Here is a 19,025-nt window from a genome sequence, read left to right as displayed (position 1 = left end):
GACCATGGCGATACCCTGGCTGGATGGCTCATGTCCCCGCCTCCGAACGCCGACCGCAACTGGTCCAGGCCGCCCTCGACCTGATGACCCGGGAGGGGGTCGCCGCCGGCAGCACCCGGGCGATCGCGGCCGAGCTGGGCGTGGCGCAGGCGACGGTGCACTACACCTTCGGCACCAAGAAGGACCTCTACCGGGCCGTCGTCGAGCAGCTGACCGCCGAGTTCATCGGCCACGTCCGCGCCGCCTACCCGGGCGACGGCTCCTTCGGCGAGCAGGTCGCCACACTGGTCCACGCGCTCTGGGAGAGCTCGACCGGCACGGACGGGCGCTGCCTGCTGCTGAGCGAGTTCGCGGCGCTGGCGATGCGCGACCCGGACCTCCAGGAGATCATGCGGGCGCTCCAGCACGGGATCGAGCGCACCGCGGCGGAGATGCTCACCACCCTCGCCGAGGCGCACGGCCTCGAACTGGCCGCGCCCGCCGAGGAGATCGCCGTCCACTTCCTCACCGGCTTCGACGGCCTCACCGACCGCTACCTGGCCCTGCGCGCGCCCGGCGAGCAGCCCGACCACGGCACCCTGCGGGCCCTGGACCTGCTGGTGGCCACCACGGTCGGACTCTGCCTCGGCGCCCCGGCGAAGCCGTAACCGCGTAAGGCCGCAGGCCGCTAGGAGGCGATCCGGACCGGGAGTTCGGCCAGCACCTCGCGCAGCGCGGCCGCGAAGCGCTCGTACTCGGCGCTGCGGGCCGAGCCCGGGCGGGTGGCCAGCCCGATCCGGCGGCCGGGGGTCGGGGCGGCGAAGCGGACGGCGGCCAGCCGGTCGGTGCGGCCGGCCTCGACGTCCAGCGCGGTGGCGGGCAGCAGCGTCACCCCGAGGCCGCCGGCGACCAGCTGGACCAGGGTGGACAGGCCGGCCGCGCGGGTGGTGGAGCCCCCGGGATCGGCGCCGACCTCACGGCAGATGTCGAGGGCCTGGTCGCGCAGGCAGTGGCCCTCCTCCAGCAGCAGCACGTCCAGGTCGAGCAGCACGTCGCGCGGGACGTCGATCCGCCCGGCGAGCGGGTGGTCGGGCGGGGTGACCAGGACGAAGTCCTCGTCGAACAGCGGGATGTCGCGGGTCGGCGAGGTGCCGCCGGCCGGGAGCGCGAGCAGCAGGACGTCCAGCCGACCGGCGGCCAGCCCCTCCAGCAGCGCGGGGGTGCGCTCCTCGTGGACGTGCAGTTCCAGCTCCGGGAAGCGGTCGCGGACCAGCCGCAGCACGGTGGGCAGCAGGTAGGGCGCGACGGTCGGGATGACGCCGAGGTGCAGCGGCCCGGTGAACGGGCGGCGGGCGGCCTCGACCTCCTCGGTGAGGGCTTGCAGCGAGGCGAGCACCCGGCGTGCGTGCTCGCGCACGCGCTCACCCAGGGGGGTGATAATCACCCTGCGCGTCGTACGCTCGACCAGCTGCGCGCCCAGCGACTCCTCCAGTGCCGCGACCGCCCCGGACAGCGCCGGCTGGCTGGTCCCGGTGGCGGCGGCGGCCTCCCGGAAGTGCCGGTGCTCGGCGACCGCGAGGAAGGCCTTGAGCTGGGCGACGGTCGGCGCCCGGGGGCTGCGGACTGTGGCGCTCGCCACAGCGGCCTCGGGTTTGGCGGCGACACCCCTGCGGGGGCGGGGCCGCGACGTGGGCGGTTCGGTACTGATAGCCATCTCCGATCAGACACATCAAGTGTAGCTATTTCCCTGATCAGTCCACGATGTGGAACCGTAGGACGTGTCCGGAATCCGGACAAAACTCCCCTCAGTCTCACTTCAGGAGAAGCGAACGTGCTCACGATCGGTGACAAGTTCCCCGAGTTCGAACTCAACGCCTGCGTCGACCTGGACGCCGCGAACGCCTTCGCCGAGATCAACCACAAGTCCTACGAGGGCAAGTGGAAGATCGTCTTCTTCTGGCCGATGGACTTCACCTTCGTCTGCCCGACCGAGATCGCCGCGTTCGGCAAGCTGAACGACGAGTTCGCGGACCGCGACGCCCAGATCCTCGGCGTCTCCGGCGACTCCGAGTTCGTGCACCACGCCTGGCGCAAGGACCACAAGGACCTGCGCGACCTGCCCTTCCCGATGCTGGCCGACGTCAAGCACGACCTGATGCGCGCCTGCGGCGTCGAGGGCGCCGACGGCACCGCCCAGCGCGCGGTGTTCATCGTCGACCCGAACAACGAGATCCAGTTCGTCATGGTGACCGCCGGCTCCGTCGGCCGTAACCCCAAGGAGGTCCTGCGGGTGCTGGACGCCCTGCAGACCGACGAGCTGTGCCCGTGCAACTGGACCAAGGGCGAGGACACCCTCGACGCCCAGGCCCTGCTGGCGGGCTGACCCATGGCCCTCGACGACCTGAAGGCCGCCCTCCCGGACTACGCCAAGGACCTCAAGCTCAACCTGGGCTCGGTCATCGGCAACTCCGACCTCCCCGCCCAGCAGCTCTGGGGCACCGTGCTGTCCTGCGCGATGGCCACCCGCAGCGCCGCCGTGCTGCGTGAGCTGGAGCCCGAGGCCAAGGCCAACCTCTCCCCGGAGGCGTACACCGCCGCCAAGGGCGCGGCCGCGATCATGGGGATGAACAACGTCTACTACCGGACGCTGCACCTGCTCTCCGACAAGGAGTACAGCACGATGCGGGCCGGTCTGCGGATGAACATCATCGGCACCCCGGGCGTCGAGAAGGTCGACTTCGAGCTCTGGTGCTTCGCCGTCTCGGCCATCAACGGCTGCGGCCAGTGCCTCGACTCGCACGAGGCCGTGCTGCGCAAGGCCGGTGTCGAGCGCGAGGTCGTCCAGGCCTCGATGAAGATCGCCGCCGTCCTCCAGGCCGTGGCGGGCGTCCTCGACTCCGAGGCCGCCCTCGCCGCCGCCGGCGCCTGACGGACCCCGCACAACGCCGACGGGCCCTCCCGGACACCACGTCCGGGAGGGCCCGTCGGCGTTGCGCTTCGGCCTCAGCCGTCCGCCGCCGGGGCGGCGGAGGTGCGGCCCGCGGCCTCGCGGGCGGCCTCCATGGCGGTGAAGACGGCCTGGCCGGCCTCGTTGCGGCGGCGCAGGTGGGTGATCACGGTGTTGGTGACGGCGATCAGCGGGACGGCCACCACCGCACCGCCGATGCCGCCGATGATGCCGCCGGCCGCGACGCCGAGGACGACGCCCAGCGGGTGCACCCGGACGGCCCGGCCGAGGATCAGCGGCTGCAGGATGTGGCTCTCTATCTGCATCACCGCGACCAGCACGATCAGCACCATCAGCGCCGTCCACGGCCCCTCGGTGACCAGGGCGATCAGCATCGCGACCGTGCCGGTGACGAGTGCGCCGACCAGCGGGACGAAGGCGCCCAGGAAGATGATCACGGCCAGCGGCATCGCCATCGGCACGCCCAGCAGGTCGATGCCGATGCCGATGCAGACCGCGTCGATGAAGGCCACGCAGACGGTGCCGCGCACGTACGCGGTGAGCGTCGCCCAGGCCTTCGGGCCGGCGCCGGCCATGGCGAAGCGGGAGTGCCGGGGCAGTCCGCGCAGCGCCCAGTTCCAGATCCGCGCGCCGTCGTAGAGGAAGAAGAAGGTGGTGAAGAAGGCCAGCGCCACGGCGGTCAGCACCTCGACGGCGATCTGCGCGCCGGTCAGGCTGGCCGAGGTGATCTGGTCGGTGTTGGTGGTGATCGCCTTGCCGATCTGGTCGGCGTAGTCGTTGATCTGCTGCTGGGTCAGGTGCAGCGGCCCGGTGCTCAGCCAGTCCCGCAGCTGGTCCACGCCGTCCTTCACCTTGCTGGTGACCGTCGACAGGTTGGTGGACACCTGCCAGACCACGAACCAGCCGACCAGCCCGATTCCGGCCAGACCGCTCAGGAACACCCCGCCCGCCGCCAGCGAGCGCGGCACCCCGTGCCGGCGCAGCCAGGAGACCGTCGGCTCCAGCAGCGCAGAGATCAGCAGCGAGGCCAGCACCGCGAAGGCGACCAGCCGCAGCATGTCGACGATGTAGAAGACGACGTAGAGCGCGCCGCCGAGCAGCAGCAGCCGCCAGGTCGACTCGGCGGCCACCCGCAGCCCCCAGGGCACGGCCTCGGCCGGGGTGGCGGGCCGGCCGGGGTGGTACTCCCGCGCCAGGCCGGGCGGTGCCACCGGCGAGGGGGCCGCCGGGGCGGCGGCCGGCACCGCGGCGGGTTCGACCCGCGGGGCCGGCACCGGATCGGGCGCCTCGGCCAGTGCGGGGACGGCGAGCTCGTGCGGATCGGCCGCCATCGCGGCGCGCCGGCGCCGTTCGATCACGGCGGCCGCGCTCGCCACCACGGCCATGCCCTTGGCCACGGCCTTGAAGGCCTTTCCGCCCCGCGCCATCCTCGCTACCACCGCTCCCCTGCTGAGCCGCCGTGCCCGGCGGTACGCCGTGGGTCCCGCCACGGCCGTCAGGGATGACGCTACCCGGCGGCGGCCCGGCCAGTCCGGCCCCCGCCGGGTTCGGCTCGAACAACCTCGCCATCAAACCGGGGCAAAACGCCAGGTTTCAGATGGTTTCGGACCGAGATCGCTGGGGAGGAGTCGGGACGAGGCCCCCAGGGGAGAGCGAGGCCTCGGGCCACGGACCAACTGTCGGCGGACCGGCCGGCGCGGGAAGCAACCAGGACCCCTTCCCGCGCCCCGCGTCCGCACCGGGCCCGCACCGCCCGCAGGCGCACTGGTCAGCGCAGCCCGGGCGGCGCGGCCCGACCCGGCTCCCGGTGGGCGGGAACGCGAAGGCCCCCGGTCGCTCGTCGGGCGAGACGAGCGGCCGGGGGCCGTACGGGAGTCCACCGCCGGGCGGTGGCTGCTCCTAGTACCAGTTGTGGGACTGCCAGAACGACCAGGCGCCACAGGGGCTGCCGTAGCGGCTGTTCATGTAGCCCAGGCCCCACTTGATCTGGGTGGCCGGGTTGGTGCGCCAGTCGGCACCGGCCGAGGCCATCTTGGTGCCGGGCAGCGCCTGGACCAGGCCGTACGCGCCGGAGCTCCGGTTGGTCGCGGTGTAGTCCCAGCCGCTCTCGCGCTTCACGATCTGGCTGAAGCACTGGAACTGGGTGTCGTCACCGACGACCTGCCGGGCGATGTCCTGGACGGATCCGGGGCTGGTCGAGACCGGCGGGGCGCTGTTGTCGGTGGCGGCCATCGCCGAACGCGCCTTGGAACGGTTGGCAGCGGCCTCGTCGGCCTTGCGCTTGTCCTCGGCGGCCTTGGCGGCCTTGTCCGCGTCGGCCTTGGCCTGGGCGTCGGCCTTCGCCTGGGCGTCCGCGGCGGCCTTCTGGCGCGCGGCCTCCTCGGCGGCCTTCTGCTCGGCGGCGGCCTTGGCCGCGGCGTCGGCGGAGGCCTGCTGGGCGGATGCCTGCTGGCCGATGTTGTCACTGATGGTCTGCGCCTGGGCGCCAGAGGGGACTTCGGCAAGCAGGGTCGCGCCCGCGACGTCGACCGTCTGCGTCGTCTTGCCCTCGCTGCCCGAGGCCACACCCACGACGGCACCGACAGCGGTGACGGCGGTGGCGGAGGCCACAGCGACTCCCCGGACCGAGATCCGAGTCACATGGATTCCTTCCAGCATCGCCCACGCGTGACCGTGCGGGCGCAACATGCCCCTTGGCACTGACCTCCGCAGGTGCTCTGGTCACGGGAGGTGCTGGCCCGGCGTCCGGCCGAGGTGAGGCGACCGGGCGTTGGAATCGGGCGGCGTACGGCTCATCGGTCTTCAATTGTGCGTCCACCGACCGGAGTTGGTGGACCATCCGGGGCCGGGCTCATGGAGTCCGGAAGCCCTGCCACGCCGTACGCGGGGCCTGACAGAACCCTCACCATGCCGCACCGGACGCTGTCGACGCAATTCCCGTTCGCGTGGCGCACGTCACATTCACCGCACGGGAGTTCTTCGGACGGAAAGCACTCGATGTGATGAAAGGGATGAGGGCCCGCCCCGTCAGGAGCGGGCCCCACATCAAGAGTTGACCGTATTGTCCGACTATGTCCTGGTCAGGGACGGATCACGGGTGGATGTCCTCCAGCATCTCCGTGACCAGCGCCGCGATCGGCGAACGCTCCGAGCGGGTGAGCGTGATGTGCGCGAAGAGCGGATGCCCCTTCAGCTTCTCCACCACCGCCACCACGCCGTCGTACCGGCCGACCCGGAGGTTGTCGCGCTGCGCCACGTCGTGGGTGAGCACCACCCGCGAACCCTGGCCGATCCGGGACAGCACCGTCAGCAGGACGTTCCGCTCCAGCGACTGGGCCTCGTCCACGATCACGAAGGCGTCGTGCAGCGAACGACCCCGGATGTGGGTCAGCGGCAGCACCTCCAGCATCCCGCGGGAGATCACCTCCTCGATCACGTCCGGAGTGGTGACGGCGGAGAGGGTGTCGAAGACCGCCTGCGCCCAGGGGCTCATCTTCTCCGTCTCTGAGCCCGGCAGGTAGCCGAGCTCCTGCCCGCCGACCGCGTACAGCGGCCGGAAGACCATCACCTTGCGGTGCTGCCCCCGCTCCAGCACCGCCTCCAGCCCCGCGCACAGCGCCAGCGCGGACTTGCCGGTGCCCGCCCGGCCGCCCATCGAGACGATGCCGACGTCCGGATCGAGCAGCAGGTCCAGCGCCACCCGCTGCTCGGCGCTGCGCCCGCGCAGCCCGAACGCCTCGCGCTCGCCGCGCACCAGCCGGACCCGGCCGTCGCCGGTCACCCGGCCGAGCGCCCGGCCGCGCTCCGAGGTGAGCACCAGACCGGTGTGCACCGGCAGCTCGTCCGCCCCCTCGACGTCCACCGCGGCGTCGTGGCCGGCCGCGAACAGCGCGTCCACCTGCTCCGCCGGGACGTGCAGCTCGGACATCCCCGTCCAGCCGGAGGTGATGGCGAGCTCGGCCCGGTACTCCTCGGCGAGCAGGCCCACCGAGCTGGCCTTGATCCGCAGCGGCAGGTCCTTGGAGACGACCGTGACGTCGTACCCCTCGGCCTGGAGGTTGCGGGCGACCGCGAGGATCCGCGAGTCCGCCTCGCCGCCGCCGACCCGGTAGCCGGCCGGCAGTATCGACAGGTCGGAGTGGTTGAGCTCGACCCTGATGGTGCCGCCGAGCTCGCCGACCGGGATCGGCTCGTCGAGCCGGCCGTGGCGGATGCGGTAGTCGTCGAGCAGTCGCAGCGCCTGGCGGGCGAAGTAGCCCAGCTCCGGGTGGTGCCGCTTGGCCTCCAGCTCGGTGACGACCACCACCGGCAGGACGACCTCGTGCTCCTCGAAGCGGGTCATGGCGAGCGGGTCCGCCAGGAGCACGCTGGTGTCGAGAACGTACGTGCGCCGGTCTGGCGTCCGGCGGCTCTTGGAACTGACCACTAGGCCTCCAGAGCGGATGACCCTGCGTCATCCGCGGCAAGCCGGCCCCCGCTGCCCCGGTGGCCTCGGGACCGGACTGCCTGGAGTATTCCCAGGCGAGGGGCGGTGCATTCGCGCCCCCGGCGAACTGACGGATCATTGCCGGTGAACGTTTGGCCTCACCAGGGCTCCGGGTAGGCCAGCCCTACGGCGGTCACTTCACCCGTTCAGAGGCCCAGTCGCCGGTTGCGCTGCTCGAACGCCCGCAGCGCCCGCAGGAAGTCGACCTTGCGGAAGGCCGGCCAGTACGCCTCGCAGAAGTAGAACTCGCTGTGCGCGCTCTGCCAGAGCAGGAAACCGGACAGGCGCTGCTCGCCCGAGGTGCGGATGATCAGGTCCGGGTCGGGCTGGTTGCGGGTGTAGAGGTGCTCGGCGATGTGCTCGACGTCGAGGATCTCGGCCAGTTCCTCGATCGAGGTGCCGCGCCCGGCGTGCTCCTGGAGCAGCGAGCGGACGGCGTCGGCGATCTCGTGCCGGCCCCCGTAGCCGACCGCGACGTTGACCGTGATGCCGTCGATGTCGGCGGTCTCCTCGGCGGCCCGCTTGAGCACGTCGGCGGTGTGCTGCGGGAGCAGGTCCAGCGCGCCGACCGGGTGGACCTTCCAGCGGCGGGCGGCGGCCAGCCCGGTGACGGCGTCCTCGATGATGCCCAGCAGCGGGACGAGCTCGTCGGCGGGGCGGTCGAGGTTGTCGGTGGAGAGCATCCAGAGGGTGACGACCTTGACGTGGGTCTCGTCGCACCAGCCGAGGAACTCGCTGATCTTGTCGGCGCCGCGCTGGTGGCCGTACACGGTGGTGCCCCCGGCGGCCTTCGCCCAGCGGCGGTTGCCGTCCAGGATCACGCCGATGTGGTGCGGGGTGCGGGCGAGGTGGACCTCGACCCGACGGCCGTAGAGCCCGTACATCCCGCCCAGCAGGGTACGCAGACCCGGCGTCCGTTCGGCGACATCGCGCAGACCCATGATTCCCGGCCCCTCCGTGCTCGTTCAGCTGGTGCGTCAACGCCCCGGCGCAGCCTACTCCGGCGGGCAGGCACACGGTAAAGCCGCAGGTAGCGGTCTGGTCACGGTCCTGTACGGAGTCCGTCCCGGCAGGCGTGTCGCGGGCCTTCCCCGGCGGTTCCGACGGCGGACACGGAACGGTCTCCGAATCCTTAAAGAATCCGTAAGCCGACTGTCCAATGCTTGACGACCGGCAATGGTCTAGTCCAGCTTTTGATCCAAGGCGGAACGAACCCCACGGTCCCGCCCCACCCCCACGCACCACCGTGCACCACCATGCACCACCGCGGTCGCCCACCCCCACGTACGACGACCCCACGCACCACGACGGACCTCCCCTCCCCCACACGCGGCCGCCGCGCCCCCCACCGCGGCGGCCGCTCCCTCCCCAGGAGCGTCACCCCATGGCCCGTACGCTGAACCAGCCCGCGCACAAGCGCCGGCGCAGCCCCCTCCCGGCCGTCGCGGCCGGCGCCACCGCCCTCGCCCTGGCCGGCGGCGGCCTGGCCCTCTTCGCCGGCGGCGCCAGCGCGGCCGTCGGCAACCTGGTCACCAACGGCGGCTTCGACAGCGGGCTGGGCGGCTGGAACTGCGCCGGCGCGGCGACCACCGTCTCCTCCCCGGTCCACTCCGGCACCGGCGCGCTGCAGGCCACCCCGGGCGCCGGCGACACCGCCGAGTGCACCCAGACCATCAGCGTGCTGCCCAACACCAGCTACACGCTGAGCGCCTGGGTCCAGGGCCCGTACGTCTACCTCGGCGCGCGCGGCACCGGCGGCACCGACCCGTCCAGCTGGTCGAACCAGAACAGCTGGAACCAGCTGTCCTCCACCTTCACCACCGGCGCGAACGCCACCAGCGTCACGGTCTACCTGCACGGCTGGTACGGCCAGAGCGCCTACCTCGCCGACGACGTGAGCCTGATCGGCCCCGGCGGCCCGTCCACCCCGAGCCCGACCGCCACCGCCACCCCGTCGCCGACCGCCACGCCCACCGCGACCGGCACGCCGACGGCCACCGCCACCCAGACCGCGACGCCCACCCAGACCGCGACGCCGACCCCCACGGCCACCGCGACCTCCACCACCCCGCCCGCCACCGGCCTGCCCGCGCACGCCGTCACCGGCTACTGGCAGAACTTCGACAACGGCTCGACCCCGCAGCGCCTCGGCGACGTGCAGAGCGCCTACGACATCATCGCGGTGTCCTTCGCCGACTCCGTGCCCACCCAGACCGGCGCGATCAGCTTCACCCTCGACCCCGGCCTGTCCAAGGCCCTCGGCGGCTACAGCGACGCGCAGTTCCGCGCCGACATCAAGGCCAAGCAGGCGGCCGGCAAGAAGGTCGTCCTCTCCATCGGCGGCCAGAACGGCGCGATCACCGTCGGCGACGCCACCGCCGGCAACAACTTCGCCAACAGCGCCTACGCGATCATCAAGGACTACGGCTTCGACGGCATCGACGTCGACCTGGAGAACGGCGTCCAGGCCGGCCCGCTCGGCAACGCGCTGCACACCCTCCAGGCCAAGGTCGGCCCCGGCTTCATCCTGACCATGGCGCCCGAGACGATCGGAATGTACAGCACCGCCGGCGCCTACTTCCAGCTGGCGCTGAACACCAAGGACATCCTCACCGTCGTCAACACCCAGTTCTACAACTCGGGCGGCATGAACGGCTGCGACGGCAAGGTCTACAACCAGGGCACCATCGACTTCATCACCTCGCAGGTCTGCACCCACATCCAGGGCGGCCTGCGGCCCGACCAGGTCGGCATCGGCGTCCCCGCCTCCGCCAAGGCGGCCGGCGGCGGCTACGTCTCGCCGACCGTGGTGAACAACGCGCTGGACTGCCTGGCCACCGGCAACAACTGCGGCAGCTTCGTCCCGCCGGCCAAGTGGCCGACCATCCGCGGCGCGATGACCTGGTCCACCAACTGGGACGCCAACAACGGCAACGCGTTCTCCAACGCGGTCGGCCCGTTCGTCCACAAGATGCCGTAACCCCCCACCGCCAATCCCCCACCGGCGCGCCGCTCCTTGAGGGTGGGGCCTGCGCGCCGGCGGCGGGGCCCGCCGTACCCGACCCGGTACGGCGGGCCCTCCCGCGTCCGGGCCGGTCCGGGCGCCACCGGGCCCGGACGCTACCGGGCCAGCACCGCCAGCAGCGCGCCGAGCAGCAGGAACGGTCCGACCGGGAGGTCGAGCCCGCGCACCGGGCGCCGACGGGCCAGCGCGACGGCGGCCCGCAGGATCGCCCAGAGCCCGGCGAGCACCACCGCGGCGAACAGCCCGCCGACCGCCACCGGCCAGCCGTACCAGCCGAGCAGCCCGCCCAGCGCGAACCCCAGCGGGGAGTCACCCGGGCCCAACGCGCCGATCCAGACCGCCAGTTCGAGCAGCGCCCCGACCGCGAGGGCCACCAGCAGGCAGCGCAGCAGCACCCCCGGGCGCCCCGCCACCAGCGCCGCCACCGACAGCAGGGCGGCCACCCCGCCGGCCAGCGGCAGGGTCAGCCGGTACGGCAGCCGGCGCACCCTGGCGTCGACGAAGCCGAGCACCACGCCGAGCCCGGCCGCCCAGCCCAGCGCCGCGGCCGACGGCCCGTCCGCCGCGTACGCCAGCCCGGCGGCGACCACGGCCGCCACCAGCTCCACCGACCAGGCCCCCGCGCCCAACCGCTCCCGGCAGCCCGGACAGCGCCCGGTGGGCGGCAGCAGCCGCACCTCGCGCCCGCACAACGGGCAGGCACCGCACCAGGGTTCGCCCTCCGGCACGGCGAACCGGGCGACCAGCCCGCGCAGCAGCGGAGCCACCAGAAATCCGGCCAGCACCGCACCGACTGCGGCTACCATCACCGGCGCACCCCCTTTTCGATCAACGCCCGCACGTCCGTGCGGCACCCGGGGACCGGGCGGGGCGCACCGACCACATCATCCAACGGGGGAACGACCATGACGAAGACCCAGTCCATCCGGAGAATCGCGGCCGGCCTGCCGGCGGCGGCACTCGTCCTGGCGCTGTCGGCCTGCGGGCCGGACAACGCCGACCCGGCAGCCGCCCCGAGCGCCCCGACCGCGCCGCCCACCGGCGCCGCCAGCGCCTCCGGCGCCGCCACGGCTCCCGGCGCCCCGACCGGCTCCGCGGCCCCCACCACCCCGGGCGCCCCGGCGGCCCCGACCACCCCGGCCGGACCGCAGCCGTCCGTCACCGCCGGCGGCAACAACGTCACCCAGGTCAGCTACGACCGCCCGCTGCCGCTCGGCAGCGCCGGCCGCTACGTCGGCAAGAGCTCGGTGGTGGACGCCGCCGCGGTCTCGATCGTCAAGGGCACCGCCGCGGAGATCGCCCCGTTCAACCTCCCGTCGACGACCACCAGCGGCAAGACGCCGTACTACGTCACCGTCTCCTTCACCAACCGCACCGGCGCCCCGCTGGCCGAGGACGCCTACATGATGCGGGTCTGGGTGAAGCCCAAGGACCACTCGGCGGGCGCGCTGCCGGCCGCGACCCTGCAGAAGGCGATCCCGCAGTGCGACACCCGGTCGCTGGTCACGCTCGCGGACGGGCAGTCCGTCAAGCTGTGTGCCGTCTATCTCGTCCCGAACGAGGCCCCGCCCAGCTTCCTCACGTACGGGAACATCCTGGACACCGCGCCCCTGGTTTGGAAGGTCGGCTGACACCCCCGCCTGCCGATCCAAGGAGGCCGCTCCGGGCGGTCCGGTGCGCGTCCCGAGACGCGCACCGGAGTGCCCGGAGGTGCCCCTAAAGTAGGCAGGCATGCAGGTCATCCAGTCCAGCAAGCTCGCCAATGTCTGCTACGACATCCGCGGCCCGGTACTCGACGAGGCGATGCGGCTGGAGGAACAGGGCCACCGCATCCTCAAGCTCAACACCGGCAACCCCGCCGTCTTCGGCTTCGAGGCACCGCCGGAGATCCTCCAGGACATCCTGCGCAACCTCTCGACCGCGCACGGGTACGGCGACTCCAAGGGCCTGCTCGCCGCCCGCCGCGCCGTGGTCATGCACTACGAGGACCGCGGCCTGCACGGGCTGAGCGTCGAGGACGTCTTCCTCGGCAACGGCGTCTCCGAGCTGATCCAGCTGGCCATGACCGCCCTGCTGGACGACGGCGACGAGGTGCTCGTCCCGGCGCCCGACTACCCGCTGTGGACGGCCTCGGTCTCGCTGGCCGGCGGCACCGCGGTGCACTACCGCTGCGACGAGCAGGCCGAGTGGTACCCGGACCTCGCCGACATCGAGGCCAAGGTCACCGACCGGACCCGGGCCATCGTGGTGATCAACCCGAACAACCCGACCGGCGCGGTCTACCCGCGCGAGGTGCTGGAGGGCATCGTCGAGATCGCCCGCCGGCACCGGCTGGTGGTCTACGCGGACGAGATCTACGACAAGATCCTCTACGACGACGCCGAGCACATCCCGCTGGCCACCCTGGCGCCCGACCTCTTCTGCGTCACCTTCAACGGCCTGTCCAAGGCGTACCGGGTCGCGGGCTTCCGCTCCGGCTGGATGGTGCTCTCCGGCGACCGGCAGCGGGCCCACAGCTACATCGAGGGCCTGGCCGTGCTGGCCTCGATGCGGCTGTGCGCCAACATGCCCGCCCAGCACGCGGTGGCCGCCGCGCTCGGCGGCCGGCAGTCGATCCGCGACCTGGTGCTGCCCGGCGGGCGGCTGCTCGCCTCGCGCGACGCGGCGTACCGGCTGCTCAACGAGATCCCGGGGGTCAGCTGCGTCAAGCCCAAGGGCGCGCTGTACGCGTTCCCGCGGCTGGACCCGAAGGTCTACAAGATCAAGGACGACGCCCAGATGGTGCTGGACCTGCTGCGCTCCCAGCGCATCCTGCTGGTCCAGGGCACCGGCTTCAACTGGCCCGAGCCGGACCACTTCCGGCTGGTCACGCTGCCCCGGGCCGAGGAGATCACCGACGCGGTGACCCGGATCGGCGACTTCCTGAGCGGCTACACCCAGCCGTGACGCCGGAACAGCTGCACGCAGCCGTAGCGCCGGAACAGCTGCACCCCGCCGCGACCCCGGCGCGCGGGGCACGGGGCGCGGGGAAAGCACTACGGCCGGAGTCCCGGCCCGGGCGGTCTCCTTGGTCGGGGAAAGACCGTCCGGGGGAACTCCGGCCGTCCTGTCACTCGGCGGGCGCGCGGTTCGTGCCGCGCGACCGCCTCTCGCTCTGCTGAGGCTCAGGCTCAGCCGAGACGCGCGACGAGGCTCCGGTACTCGTCCCACAGCTCCTTCGGGGTGTGGTCGCCGAACAGCTCCAGGTGGGCCGGCACCAGCGCGGCCTCCTGGCGCCAGATGTCGGCGTCCACGGTGAAGAGCAGGTCGAGGTCCTCCTTGGACAGCTTCAGGTCGCCGAGGTCGAAGCCGTCGACGGTCGGCAGCACGCCGATCGGGGTCTCGACGCCCTCGCCGGTGCCCTCCAGGCGCTCGACGATCCACTTGAGGACGCGGCTGTTCTCGCCGTAGCCCGGCCAGACGAACGCGCCCTCGGCGTTCTTGCGGAACCAGTTGACGTAGTAGATCTTCGGCAGCTTCGCGGCGTCCGCCTGGGCGCCGACCTTCAGCCAGTGGGCGAAGTAGTCGCCCATGTTGTAGCCGCAGAACGGCAGCATCGCGAACGGGTCGCGGCGCAGCTCGCCGACGGTGCCCTCGGCGGCGGCGGTCTTCTCGGACGCGATGTTGGCGCCGAGGAAGACGCCGTGTTGCCAGGTGAAGGACTCGGTCACCAGCGGGACGGCGGTGGCGCGGCGGCCGCCGAACAGGATCGCCGAGATCGGCACGCCCGACTGGTCCTCCCACTCGGGGGCGATGGTCGGGCACTGCGCGGCCGGGACGGCGAAGCGGGCGTTCGGGTGGGCGGCCGGGGTGCCGGACTCGGGGGTCCAGTCGTTGCCGCGCCAGTCGGTGAGGTGCGCCGGGGGCTCCTCGGTCAGGCCCTCCCACCACACGTCGCCGTCGTCGGTCAGCGCGACGTTGGTGAAGACCGTGTTGCCCCACAGGGTGTCGATGGCGTTGGCGTTGGTGTCCACGCCGGTGCCGGGGGCGACGCCGAAGAAACCGGCCTCGGGGTTGATCGCGTAGAGCTGGCCGTCGGCGCCGAAGCGCATCCAGGCGATGTCGTCGCCGATCGTCTCGACCTTCCAGCCCGGGACGGTCGGCTGGAGCATGGCCAGGTTGGTCTTGCCACAGGCCGACGGGAAGGCGGCGGCGACGTACTTGACCTCGCCGGACGGCGGGGTGAGCTTCAGGATCAGCATGTGCTCGGCCAGCCAGCCCTCGTCACGGGCCATGGTCGAGGCGATGCGCAGCGCATAGCACTTCTTGCCGAGCAGCGCGTTGCCGCCGTAGCCGGAGCCGAAGGACCAGATCTCCCGGGTCTCCGGGAAGTGCGAGATGTACTTGGTGCTGTTGCACGGCCACGGCACGTCCGACTGGCCCTCGGCCAGCGGGGCGCCGACGGTGTGCACGGCCTTGACGAAGTCGCCGTCCTCGCCGAGCTGGTCCAGCACCGCCTTGCCCATGCGGGTCATCACGCGCATCGACACGGCGACGTAGGCGGAGTCGGTGATCTCGACGCCGTACGCGGCCAGCGGGGAACCGACCGGGCCCATCGAGAAGGGCACGACGTACATCGTGCGGCCCTTCATCGCGCCGCGGAACAGTCCCTTCTCGCCCTGGAAGACCTCCCGCATCTCGGCCGGGGCCTTCCAGTTGTTGGTCGGACCGGCGTCCTTCTCCTGCTCGGAGCAGATGTAGGTGCGGTCCTCCACGCGCGCCACGTCCGTCGGGTCCGAGGCGGCGTAGTAGGAGTTGGGGCGCTTTTCCTCGTTGAGCTTCTTGAAGGTGCCCTGAGCCACCAGCAGGTCCGCGAGGCGCTGGTACTCCTCGTCGGAGCCGTCGCACCACTCGACGCGGTCCGGCTGGGTGAGCTCGGCGATCTCGTTCACCCACGCGAGCAGGCGCTGGTGGCGGGTGGGCGCGGAGGCGCTGAGAGCAGAGATCTCGTACGACACGATCGCTCCGTTTCACACCATCTCGGCGAGGAGGTGGCGTAGCGGGGGTCTGAGGGTGCTTGCAGCGTAGCTCCGGCTTCGACGCCAAACTGAGGCACAGCGTCGAAATTGACTCATCTTTTACTACAGTAAGTACGATTACCGGCCAGTAATAGGTCGCCCACATCCCGGCCCGGACACCCTCGCGGACACCTCGAACACTCCAAAACGTCCAAGAGTGATGATCGCCACTTTCCTACGCGTCAGTAACCTACGGCCCCGTAGGTAGCGGGTAGCATGCTGCGCATGACTGCTGAGCTCGTCGAGAGCACGGAGAACGAGGGCGCGGAGAACGAGGCCTCGGGACGCAAGCCGAAGTGGCGCGGCTGGCTGCACGCCGGGATGTTCCCCGCCACCGTCGCCGCCGGGATCGTGCTGATCTGCCTGGCCGACTCCACCCCCGCCAAGATCGCCTGCGCGATCTACTCGATCAGCGCCTGGCTGCTGTTCGGGGTCAGCGCGGTCTACCACCGCTTCGACTGGGGCCCGCGCGGGGACGCCGTGCTGCGGCGGCTGGACCACGCGAACATCTTCCTGATCATCGCGGGCACCTACACGCCGTTCACGATCCTGCTGCTCAAGGGCGCCGACCAGCAGGTGCTGCTCTGGGTGGCCTGGGGCGGCGCGCTGGCCGGAATAGCGTTCCGGGTGTTCTGGGTCGGCGCGCCGCGCTGGCTGTACACGCCGGTGTACATCGCGCTCGGCTGGGCCGCCGCTTTCTTCCTGCCGGACTTCCTGCACGCCGGCGGTGTCGCCGTCCTGGTGCTGATGATCGTCGGCGGAGTGCTCTACAGCATCGGCGGCGTGGTGTACGGGCTCAAGCGGCCCAATCCGTCACCGCGCTGGTTCGGCTTCCACGAGGTGTTCCACGCCTTCACCCTGGGCGCGTTCATCGTGCAGTACGTCGGGGTCTCACTGGTGGCGTACAGCGCGGCCGGCTGAACCCGGCGCGCCACGGCGGGCGGCCGCGCGGTCCACGGACCGGGCGACCGCCCGTTCCGCTGTCCAGGGGCGCTCGTACGGCGTCCGGCCCTGCGGGCGGCGCGAGTACGGCGGGTGGTCCGCCGCGCCGGCCTCCGGCCACGGCTCCACCGCCGGCCCGGCGGTGCGGCCGCGCGCCTGCCGGGCGTCCAACGCCTCGCGGGCCCGGCGGCAGCGCTCGCAGTGCGCGGCGTCCGGGGTGACGGCCGACGGCCGGTGCCCCCGCGGGGCGGCCGGCCGGTGGAGCGCCCGCCAACGGCGACCCACGTAGACCATGAGCAGCAGCACCTCGACCCCGGCGACGACCAGGACCAGCATCGCCCCGTTGATCAGATAGGCCGCGACCACGGCGAGCGCGGACGCCACCACCACCGCCGCACCCCACACCTGGGCGCTCGACTCCCTGCCGGCCATTCGACTCCCCTTTCCCGGCGCCGGGCTCGTGGTCGGCTCCGGCCGCCCCACCCCTTCTCCGCTCTCGGCACGCGTCAGTCAGCACTGACCGATTGCCACATGGTATCTACCGTCCGTCACCCGGAGCTGCCCCCGGGCGGCGAACGACAGATCAACGTTGCGTCAATTCCTTGTGCGGAAGCATTACTTCCAGGACACACCACGCAGCGCGCCCGCTCGGCTACAGGTTGACGCGCCGGGGCCGCACGCAGCACGGCGGGGCCCGGCTGTATCAGCCGGACCCCGCCGCATGTCTCGCATGGCGTACGTGTCGTGCACGTCGCACACGTCGCACACGTCGTGCATGTCGTACCCGAGAGGCCCTACCCCCGTCGGACACCCGCCCTGCGCCGCACGGCCGCACCCGCGCCCACGAGCGCGGTGACGCCCAGGGCCGCGGCCGCCGTCACGGCCGGCAGCGCCGAACCGCCGCCCGCCGCCCGCTCCTGGTCGGCCGCCAGCTGGTAGCCGCCGCCCTTGCCCTCCCGGTCGTACGCCGAGCCGGGCAGCTTGTCCCCGTACCGCTCGTGCACCAGCTTCTGGTACGCGGCCAGCGACACCCCGCCCGCGCCCACCGAGCGCCGGGCCTCGTCGTCCAGCGGCAGCACCCGGCCGTCGCGCAGCACGTACCAGGCGTTCACCTGCGGCTCGCGGAACGCCGTACCGCCACCGCCGCCGGCCGCCTTCGCCGCGTAGTCGCTCTCGTCACCACCAGAGGCGATGTTGACCACCCGCCAGGAGTCGCCCTGCCGGATCGTCCACACCGAGGCCGTCTGCCCGTCCGCCGCGACCACCTTGCTCGCGGTGAACTCGGCCTTCGCCACCGGCGCACCCGGGGCGCCGGCCACGAAACCCGCGTCCAGGGTGTACACCGGCACGGTGTCGCCGGCCAGCCGCGGCGCGGCCGCGCTCGCCGCCTGCGCCTCCTGCGCCGCACCGATGGTCAGCTGCTGGGTCGGCGGGACGCCCTTGCGGGCGAAGAAGTGGCCCACCTTGTCGAGGACGGCCTGGTCCTGGACCACGCCACGAGCGTTCGCCAGGTCCGCGGCGGGCACCGGCACCGGGGCGCCGGCCGGCCCGTCCGCGTGCGCGGCCGGGGCCAGCGCCAGCCCGAGGCCGGCGGCGAGCAGGGCGGTGACGGCGGCCCGACGGGCCTTTCCGAGGTCAGTCATGGTCACCCTCACGCGCCGATCCGGTACAGGGAGTGGGTCCACGAGAACGTGTTGTTGTTCACGTAGTAGTTGTAGTCCGCCCAGTTGTAGCGGTAGTTGGACGGCCACGGGTCGCCCCAGTACACCCAGTTGCTGCTGGTGTCGTAGCCGTAGACGACGTGCATGTGCCCGCCGCCGGAACTCCACTGGATCCGGGTCTCGATCGGCCGGTTCGCGTCCACCTCGGACTGCACGGTGCTGTAGCGCAGGTAGCCGGTGACGTACGAACCCGGGTTGATGCCGGCCCAGTCCAGCCCGTTCTGCACATCGGCCAGCGAGGCCTGGCTGTTGGGGCAGCTGGAGTTGGCCGAACGGCCGAACGCGGCGTTGCAGAACTGGTTCTGGCTGTAGTTGTAGCCGAACCAGGTGGCGATGGTGTTCCCGCTCGCCGCCCAGCACCAGTTGGTCTGCTGTTGCTGCTGCATGGTGATGTTGAGTTTCTTGAACGTGCCGGCCAGATCGGCCGTGCTGCCGGGCGCGGCAGCCTGGCGAACCTGCGCCGGGGCGCGGTCCTGGACGGGAGCGAGGCCTTGGGCGGGGGCGGCGAGCGCCGGAGCGGCCGCCACCGCGGTCAGCGCCGGGCCCAGCACGCCGAGGGCGAGCAGCGAGACCGCGCGGCGCAGCCGTATCCGTGGAACTGGCATGGGGGAAATGCCTCCTTGCACAAGCGGAGCGAGGTGCTGTGTGGGGGCGCGGTCCGGATCGCGCCATGAGCATCCCGCCACCCTCGGAGGCCGGTCAACGACCCTAAGGACCACCACAGTTCAGGTGTGAACGACCGGTCACAGGTGTGAACGCCACCCCGAAAACCCCCGCGTGGCACACCAGGGCCGGTGACAAACCGCCGCCCTGATGTGAATATTCACGGTCAAACACGGTCTGCCCG

The 19,025-nt window shown here is 72.0% G+C and carries 17 protein-coding genes; 7 read left to right on the top strand and 10 right to left on the bottom strand.

What is annotated here, in order from left to right; translation table 11 throughout:
• Positions 1-23 precede the first annotated feature (23 nt).
• Positions 24-647 carry a TetR family transcriptional regulator gene (locus ACFWPI_RS18875; protein WP_363372459.1) on the top strand — a complete coding sequence of 208 codons (624 nt, stop codon included), beginning with the start codon at positions 24-26 and terminating at the stop codon, positions 645-647.
• Positions 648-667: 20 nt separating this feature from the next.
• On the opposite strand, the gene ACFWPI_RS18870 is transcribed toward ACFWPI_RS18875, so the two are convergent.
• Positions 668-1,618, bottom strand: a complete 951-nt coding sequence (locus tag ACFWPI_RS18870) for a LysR substrate-binding domain-containing protein (RefSeq protein ID WP_063347990.1) — start codon at positions 1,616-1,618, stop codon at positions 668-670.
• 192 nt (positions 1,619-1,810) lie between these two features.
• Here ACFWPI_RS18870 and ACFWPI_RS18865 point away from each other — a divergent pair, with 192 nt between their 5' ends.
• Together ACFWPI_RS18865 and ACFWPI_RS18860 are read left to right on the top strand one after the other, a co-directional pair.
• Entirely contained in the window at positions 1,811-2,362 is a 552-nt protein-coding gene (locus ACFWPI_RS18865) for a peroxiredoxin (protein ID WP_063347991.1), read from the top strand.
• 3 nt (positions 2,363-2,365) lie between these two features.
• The gene (locus ACFWPI_RS18860) at positions 2,366-2,908 is read left to right on the top strand and encodes an alkyl hydroperoxide reductase (RefSeq protein ID WP_063347992.1); all 543 of its coding nucleotides are present in this window, start codon (positions 2,366-2,368) and stop codon (positions 2,906-2,908) included.
• Positions 2,909-2,982: 74 nt separating this feature from the next.
• Here ACFWPI_RS18860 and ACFWPI_RS18855 read toward each other — a convergent pair whose 3' ends face one another.
• The 4 genes from ACFWPI_RS18855 to ACFWPI_RS18840 all read right to left on the bottom strand — a co-directional run bounded on the left by ACFWPI_RS18855 (position 2,983) and on the right by ACFWPI_RS18840 (position 8,374).
• Positions 2,983-4,374 (bottom strand): AI-2E family transporter, encoded by a 1,392-nt coding sequence (locus ACFWPI_RS18855; RefSeq protein ID WP_363372455.1) that lies wholly within the window; start codon positions 4,372-4,374, stop codon positions 2,983-2,985.
• Positions 4,375-4,846: 472 nt separating this feature from the next.
• Positions 4,847-5,605 (bottom strand): transglycosylase SLT domain-containing protein, encoded by a 759-nt coding sequence (locus ACFWPI_RS18850; RefSeq protein ID WP_208869075.1) that lies wholly within the window; start codon positions 5,603-5,605, stop codon positions 4,847-4,849.
• Positions 5,606-6,038: 433 nt separating this feature from the next.
• Positions 6,039-7,373 carry a PhoH family protein gene (locus ACFWPI_RS18845; protein WP_063347994.1) on the bottom strand — a complete coding sequence of 445 codons (1,335 nt, stop codon included), beginning with the start codon at positions 7,371-7,373 and terminating at the stop codon, positions 6,039-6,041.
• Between the two features lie 206 nt (positions 7,374-7,579).
• The gene (locus tag ACFWPI_RS18840) at positions 7,580-8,374 is read right to left on the bottom strand and encodes an isoprenyl transferase (protein ID WP_208869076.1); all 795 of its coding nucleotides are present in this window, start codon (positions 8,372-8,374) and stop codon (positions 7,580-7,582) included.
• Between the two features lie 443 nt (positions 8,375-8,817).
• On the opposite strand from ACFWPI_RS18840, the gene ACFWPI_RS18835 reads away from it, so the two are divergent.
• Positions 8,818-10,413, top strand: a complete 1,596-nt coding sequence (locus ACFWPI_RS18835; protein WP_380377425.1) for a chitinase — start codon at positions 8,818-8,820, stop codon at positions 10,411-10,413.
• 140 nt (positions 10,414-10,553) lie between these two features.
• Here ACFWPI_RS18835 and ACFWPI_RS18830 read toward each other — a convergent pair whose 3' ends face one another.
• Complete coding sequence (locus ACFWPI_RS18830; protein ID WP_380377429.1) at positions 10,554-11,264, bottom strand: prepilin peptidase; 711 nt, start codon at positions 11,262-11,264, stop codon at positions 10,554-10,556.
• 99 nt (positions 11,265-11,363) lie between these two features.
• Here ACFWPI_RS18830 and ACFWPI_RS18825 point away from each other — a divergent pair, with 99 nt between their 5' ends.
• Positions 11,364-12,089, top strand: coding sequence for a hypothetical protein (locus ACFWPI_RS18825; RefSeq protein ID WP_380377424.1), 726 nt, complete (start codon positions 11,364-11,366; stop codon positions 12,087-12,089).
• Positions 12,090-12,189: 100 nt separating this feature from the next.
• On the top strand, positions 12,190-13,404 hold the full coding sequence (locus ACFWPI_RS18820) for a pyridoxal phosphate-dependent aminotransferase (protein WP_363372446.1): 1,215 nt from the start codon (positions 12,190-12,192) through the stop codon (positions 13,402-13,404).
• Between the two features lie 224 nt (positions 13,405-13,628).
• On the opposite strand, the gene ACFWPI_RS18815 is transcribed toward ACFWPI_RS18820, so the two are convergent.
• Positions 13,629-15,455 (bottom strand): phosphoenolpyruvate carboxykinase (GTP), encoded by a 1,827-nt coding sequence (locus ACFWPI_RS18815; RefSeq protein ID WP_380377422.1) that lies wholly within the window; start codon positions 15,453-15,455, stop codon positions 13,629-13,631.
• 276 nt (positions 15,456-15,731) lie between these two features.
• On the opposite strand from ACFWPI_RS18815, the gene ACFWPI_RS18810 reads away from it, so the two are divergent.
• Complete coding sequence (locus ACFWPI_RS18810; protein WP_380345602.1) at positions 15,732-16,436, top strand: hemolysin III family protein; 705 nt, start codon at positions 15,732-15,734, stop codon at positions 16,434-16,436.
• Here the strand turns inward: ACFWPI_RS18810 and ACFWPI_RS18805 are convergent.
• The 3 genes from ACFWPI_RS18805 to ACFWPI_RS18795 all read right to left on the bottom strand — a co-directional run bounded on the left by ACFWPI_RS18805 (position 16,407) and on the right by ACFWPI_RS18795 (position 18,783).
• Positions 16,407-16,889 (bottom strand): hypothetical protein, encoded by a 483-nt coding sequence (locus tag ACFWPI_RS18805; RefSeq protein ID WP_380377420.1) that lies wholly within the window; start codon positions 16,887-16,889, stop codon positions 16,407-16,409. The two genes, ACFWPI_RS18810 and ACFWPI_RS18805, sit on opposite strands and share 30 nt — an antisense overlap.
• Before the next feature lie 362 nt (positions 16,890-17,251).
• Complete coding sequence (locus tag ACFWPI_RS18800; protein WP_363372441.1) at positions 17,252-18,100, bottom strand: hypothetical protein; 849 nt, start codon at positions 18,098-18,100, stop codon at positions 17,252-17,254.
• An 8-nt stretch (positions 18,101-18,108) separates the two neighbouring features.
• Positions 18,109-18,783, bottom strand: a complete 675-nt coding sequence (locus ACFWPI_RS18795) for a papain-like cysteine protease family protein (protein ID WP_380377419.1) — start codon at positions 18,781-18,783, stop codon at positions 18,109-18,111.
• Positions 18,784-19,025: the final 242 nt, after the last annotated feature.

The sequence above is a fragment of the Kitasatospora sp. NPDC058492 genome, from assembly GCF_042720685.1.
Lineage (GTDB): Bacteria > Actinomycetota > Actinomycetes > Streptomycetales > Streptomycetaceae > Kitasatospora.
This window is presented reverse-complemented; position numbering and strand designations above follow the sequence as displayed.

Excerpts from the sequence above, each read along its gene's own strand:
- ACFWPI_RS18805 (WP_380377420.1), bottom strand. The coding sequence starts at position 16,889 with ATGGCCGGCAGGGAGTCGAGCGCCCAGGTGTGGGGTGCGGCGGTGGTG.
- ACFWPI_RS18850 (WP_208869075.1), bottom strand. The coding sequence starts at position 5,605 with ATGCTGGAAGGAATCCATGTGACTCGGATCTCGGTCCGGGGAGTCGCT.
- ACFWPI_RS18835 (WP_380377425.1), top strand. The coding sequence starts at position 8,818 with ATGGCCCGTACGCTGAACCAGCCCGCGCACAAGCGCCGGCGCAGCCCC.
- ACFWPI_RS18830 (WP_380377429.1), bottom strand. The coding sequence starts at position 11,264 with ATGGTAGCCGCAGTCGGTGCGGTGCTGGCCGGATTTCTGGTGGCTCCG.
- ACFWPI_RS18875 (WP_363372459.1), top strand. The coding sequence starts at position 24 with ATGGCTCATGTCCCCGCCTCCGAACGCCGACCGCAACTGGTCCAGGCC.
- ACFWPI_RS18855 (WP_363372455.1), bottom strand. The coding sequence starts at position 4,374 with ATGGCGCGGGGCGGAAAGGCCTTCAAGGCCGTGGCCAAGGGCATGGCC.
- ACFWPI_RS18795 (WP_380377419.1), bottom strand. The coding sequence starts at position 18,783 with ATGCCAGTTCCACGGATACGGCTGCGCCGCGCGGTCTCGCTGCTCGCC.
- ACFWPI_RS18810 (WP_380345602.1), top strand. The coding sequence starts at position 15,732 with ATGCTGCGCATGACTGCTGAGCTCGTCGAGAGCACGGAGAACGAGGGC.
- ACFWPI_RS18820 (WP_363372446.1), top strand. The coding sequence starts at position 12,190 with ATGCAGGTCATCCAGTCCAGCAAGCTCGCCAATGTCTGCTACGACATC.
- ACFWPI_RS18825 (WP_380377424.1), top strand. The coding sequence starts at position 11,364 with ATGACGAAGACCCAGTCCATCCGGAGAATCGCGGCCGGCCTGCCGGCG.
- ACFWPI_RS18860 (WP_063347992.1), top strand. The coding sequence starts at position 2,366 with ATGGCCCTCGACGACCTGAAGGCCGCCCTCCCGGACTACGCCAAGGAC.
- ACFWPI_RS18840 (WP_208869076.1), bottom strand. The coding sequence starts at position 8,374 with ATGGGTCTGCGCGATGTCGCCGAACGGACGCCGGGTCTGCGTACCCTG.
- ACFWPI_RS18800 (WP_363372441.1), bottom strand. The coding sequence starts at position 18,100 with ATGACTGACCTCGGAAAGGCCCGTCGGGCCGCCGTCACCGCCCTGCTC.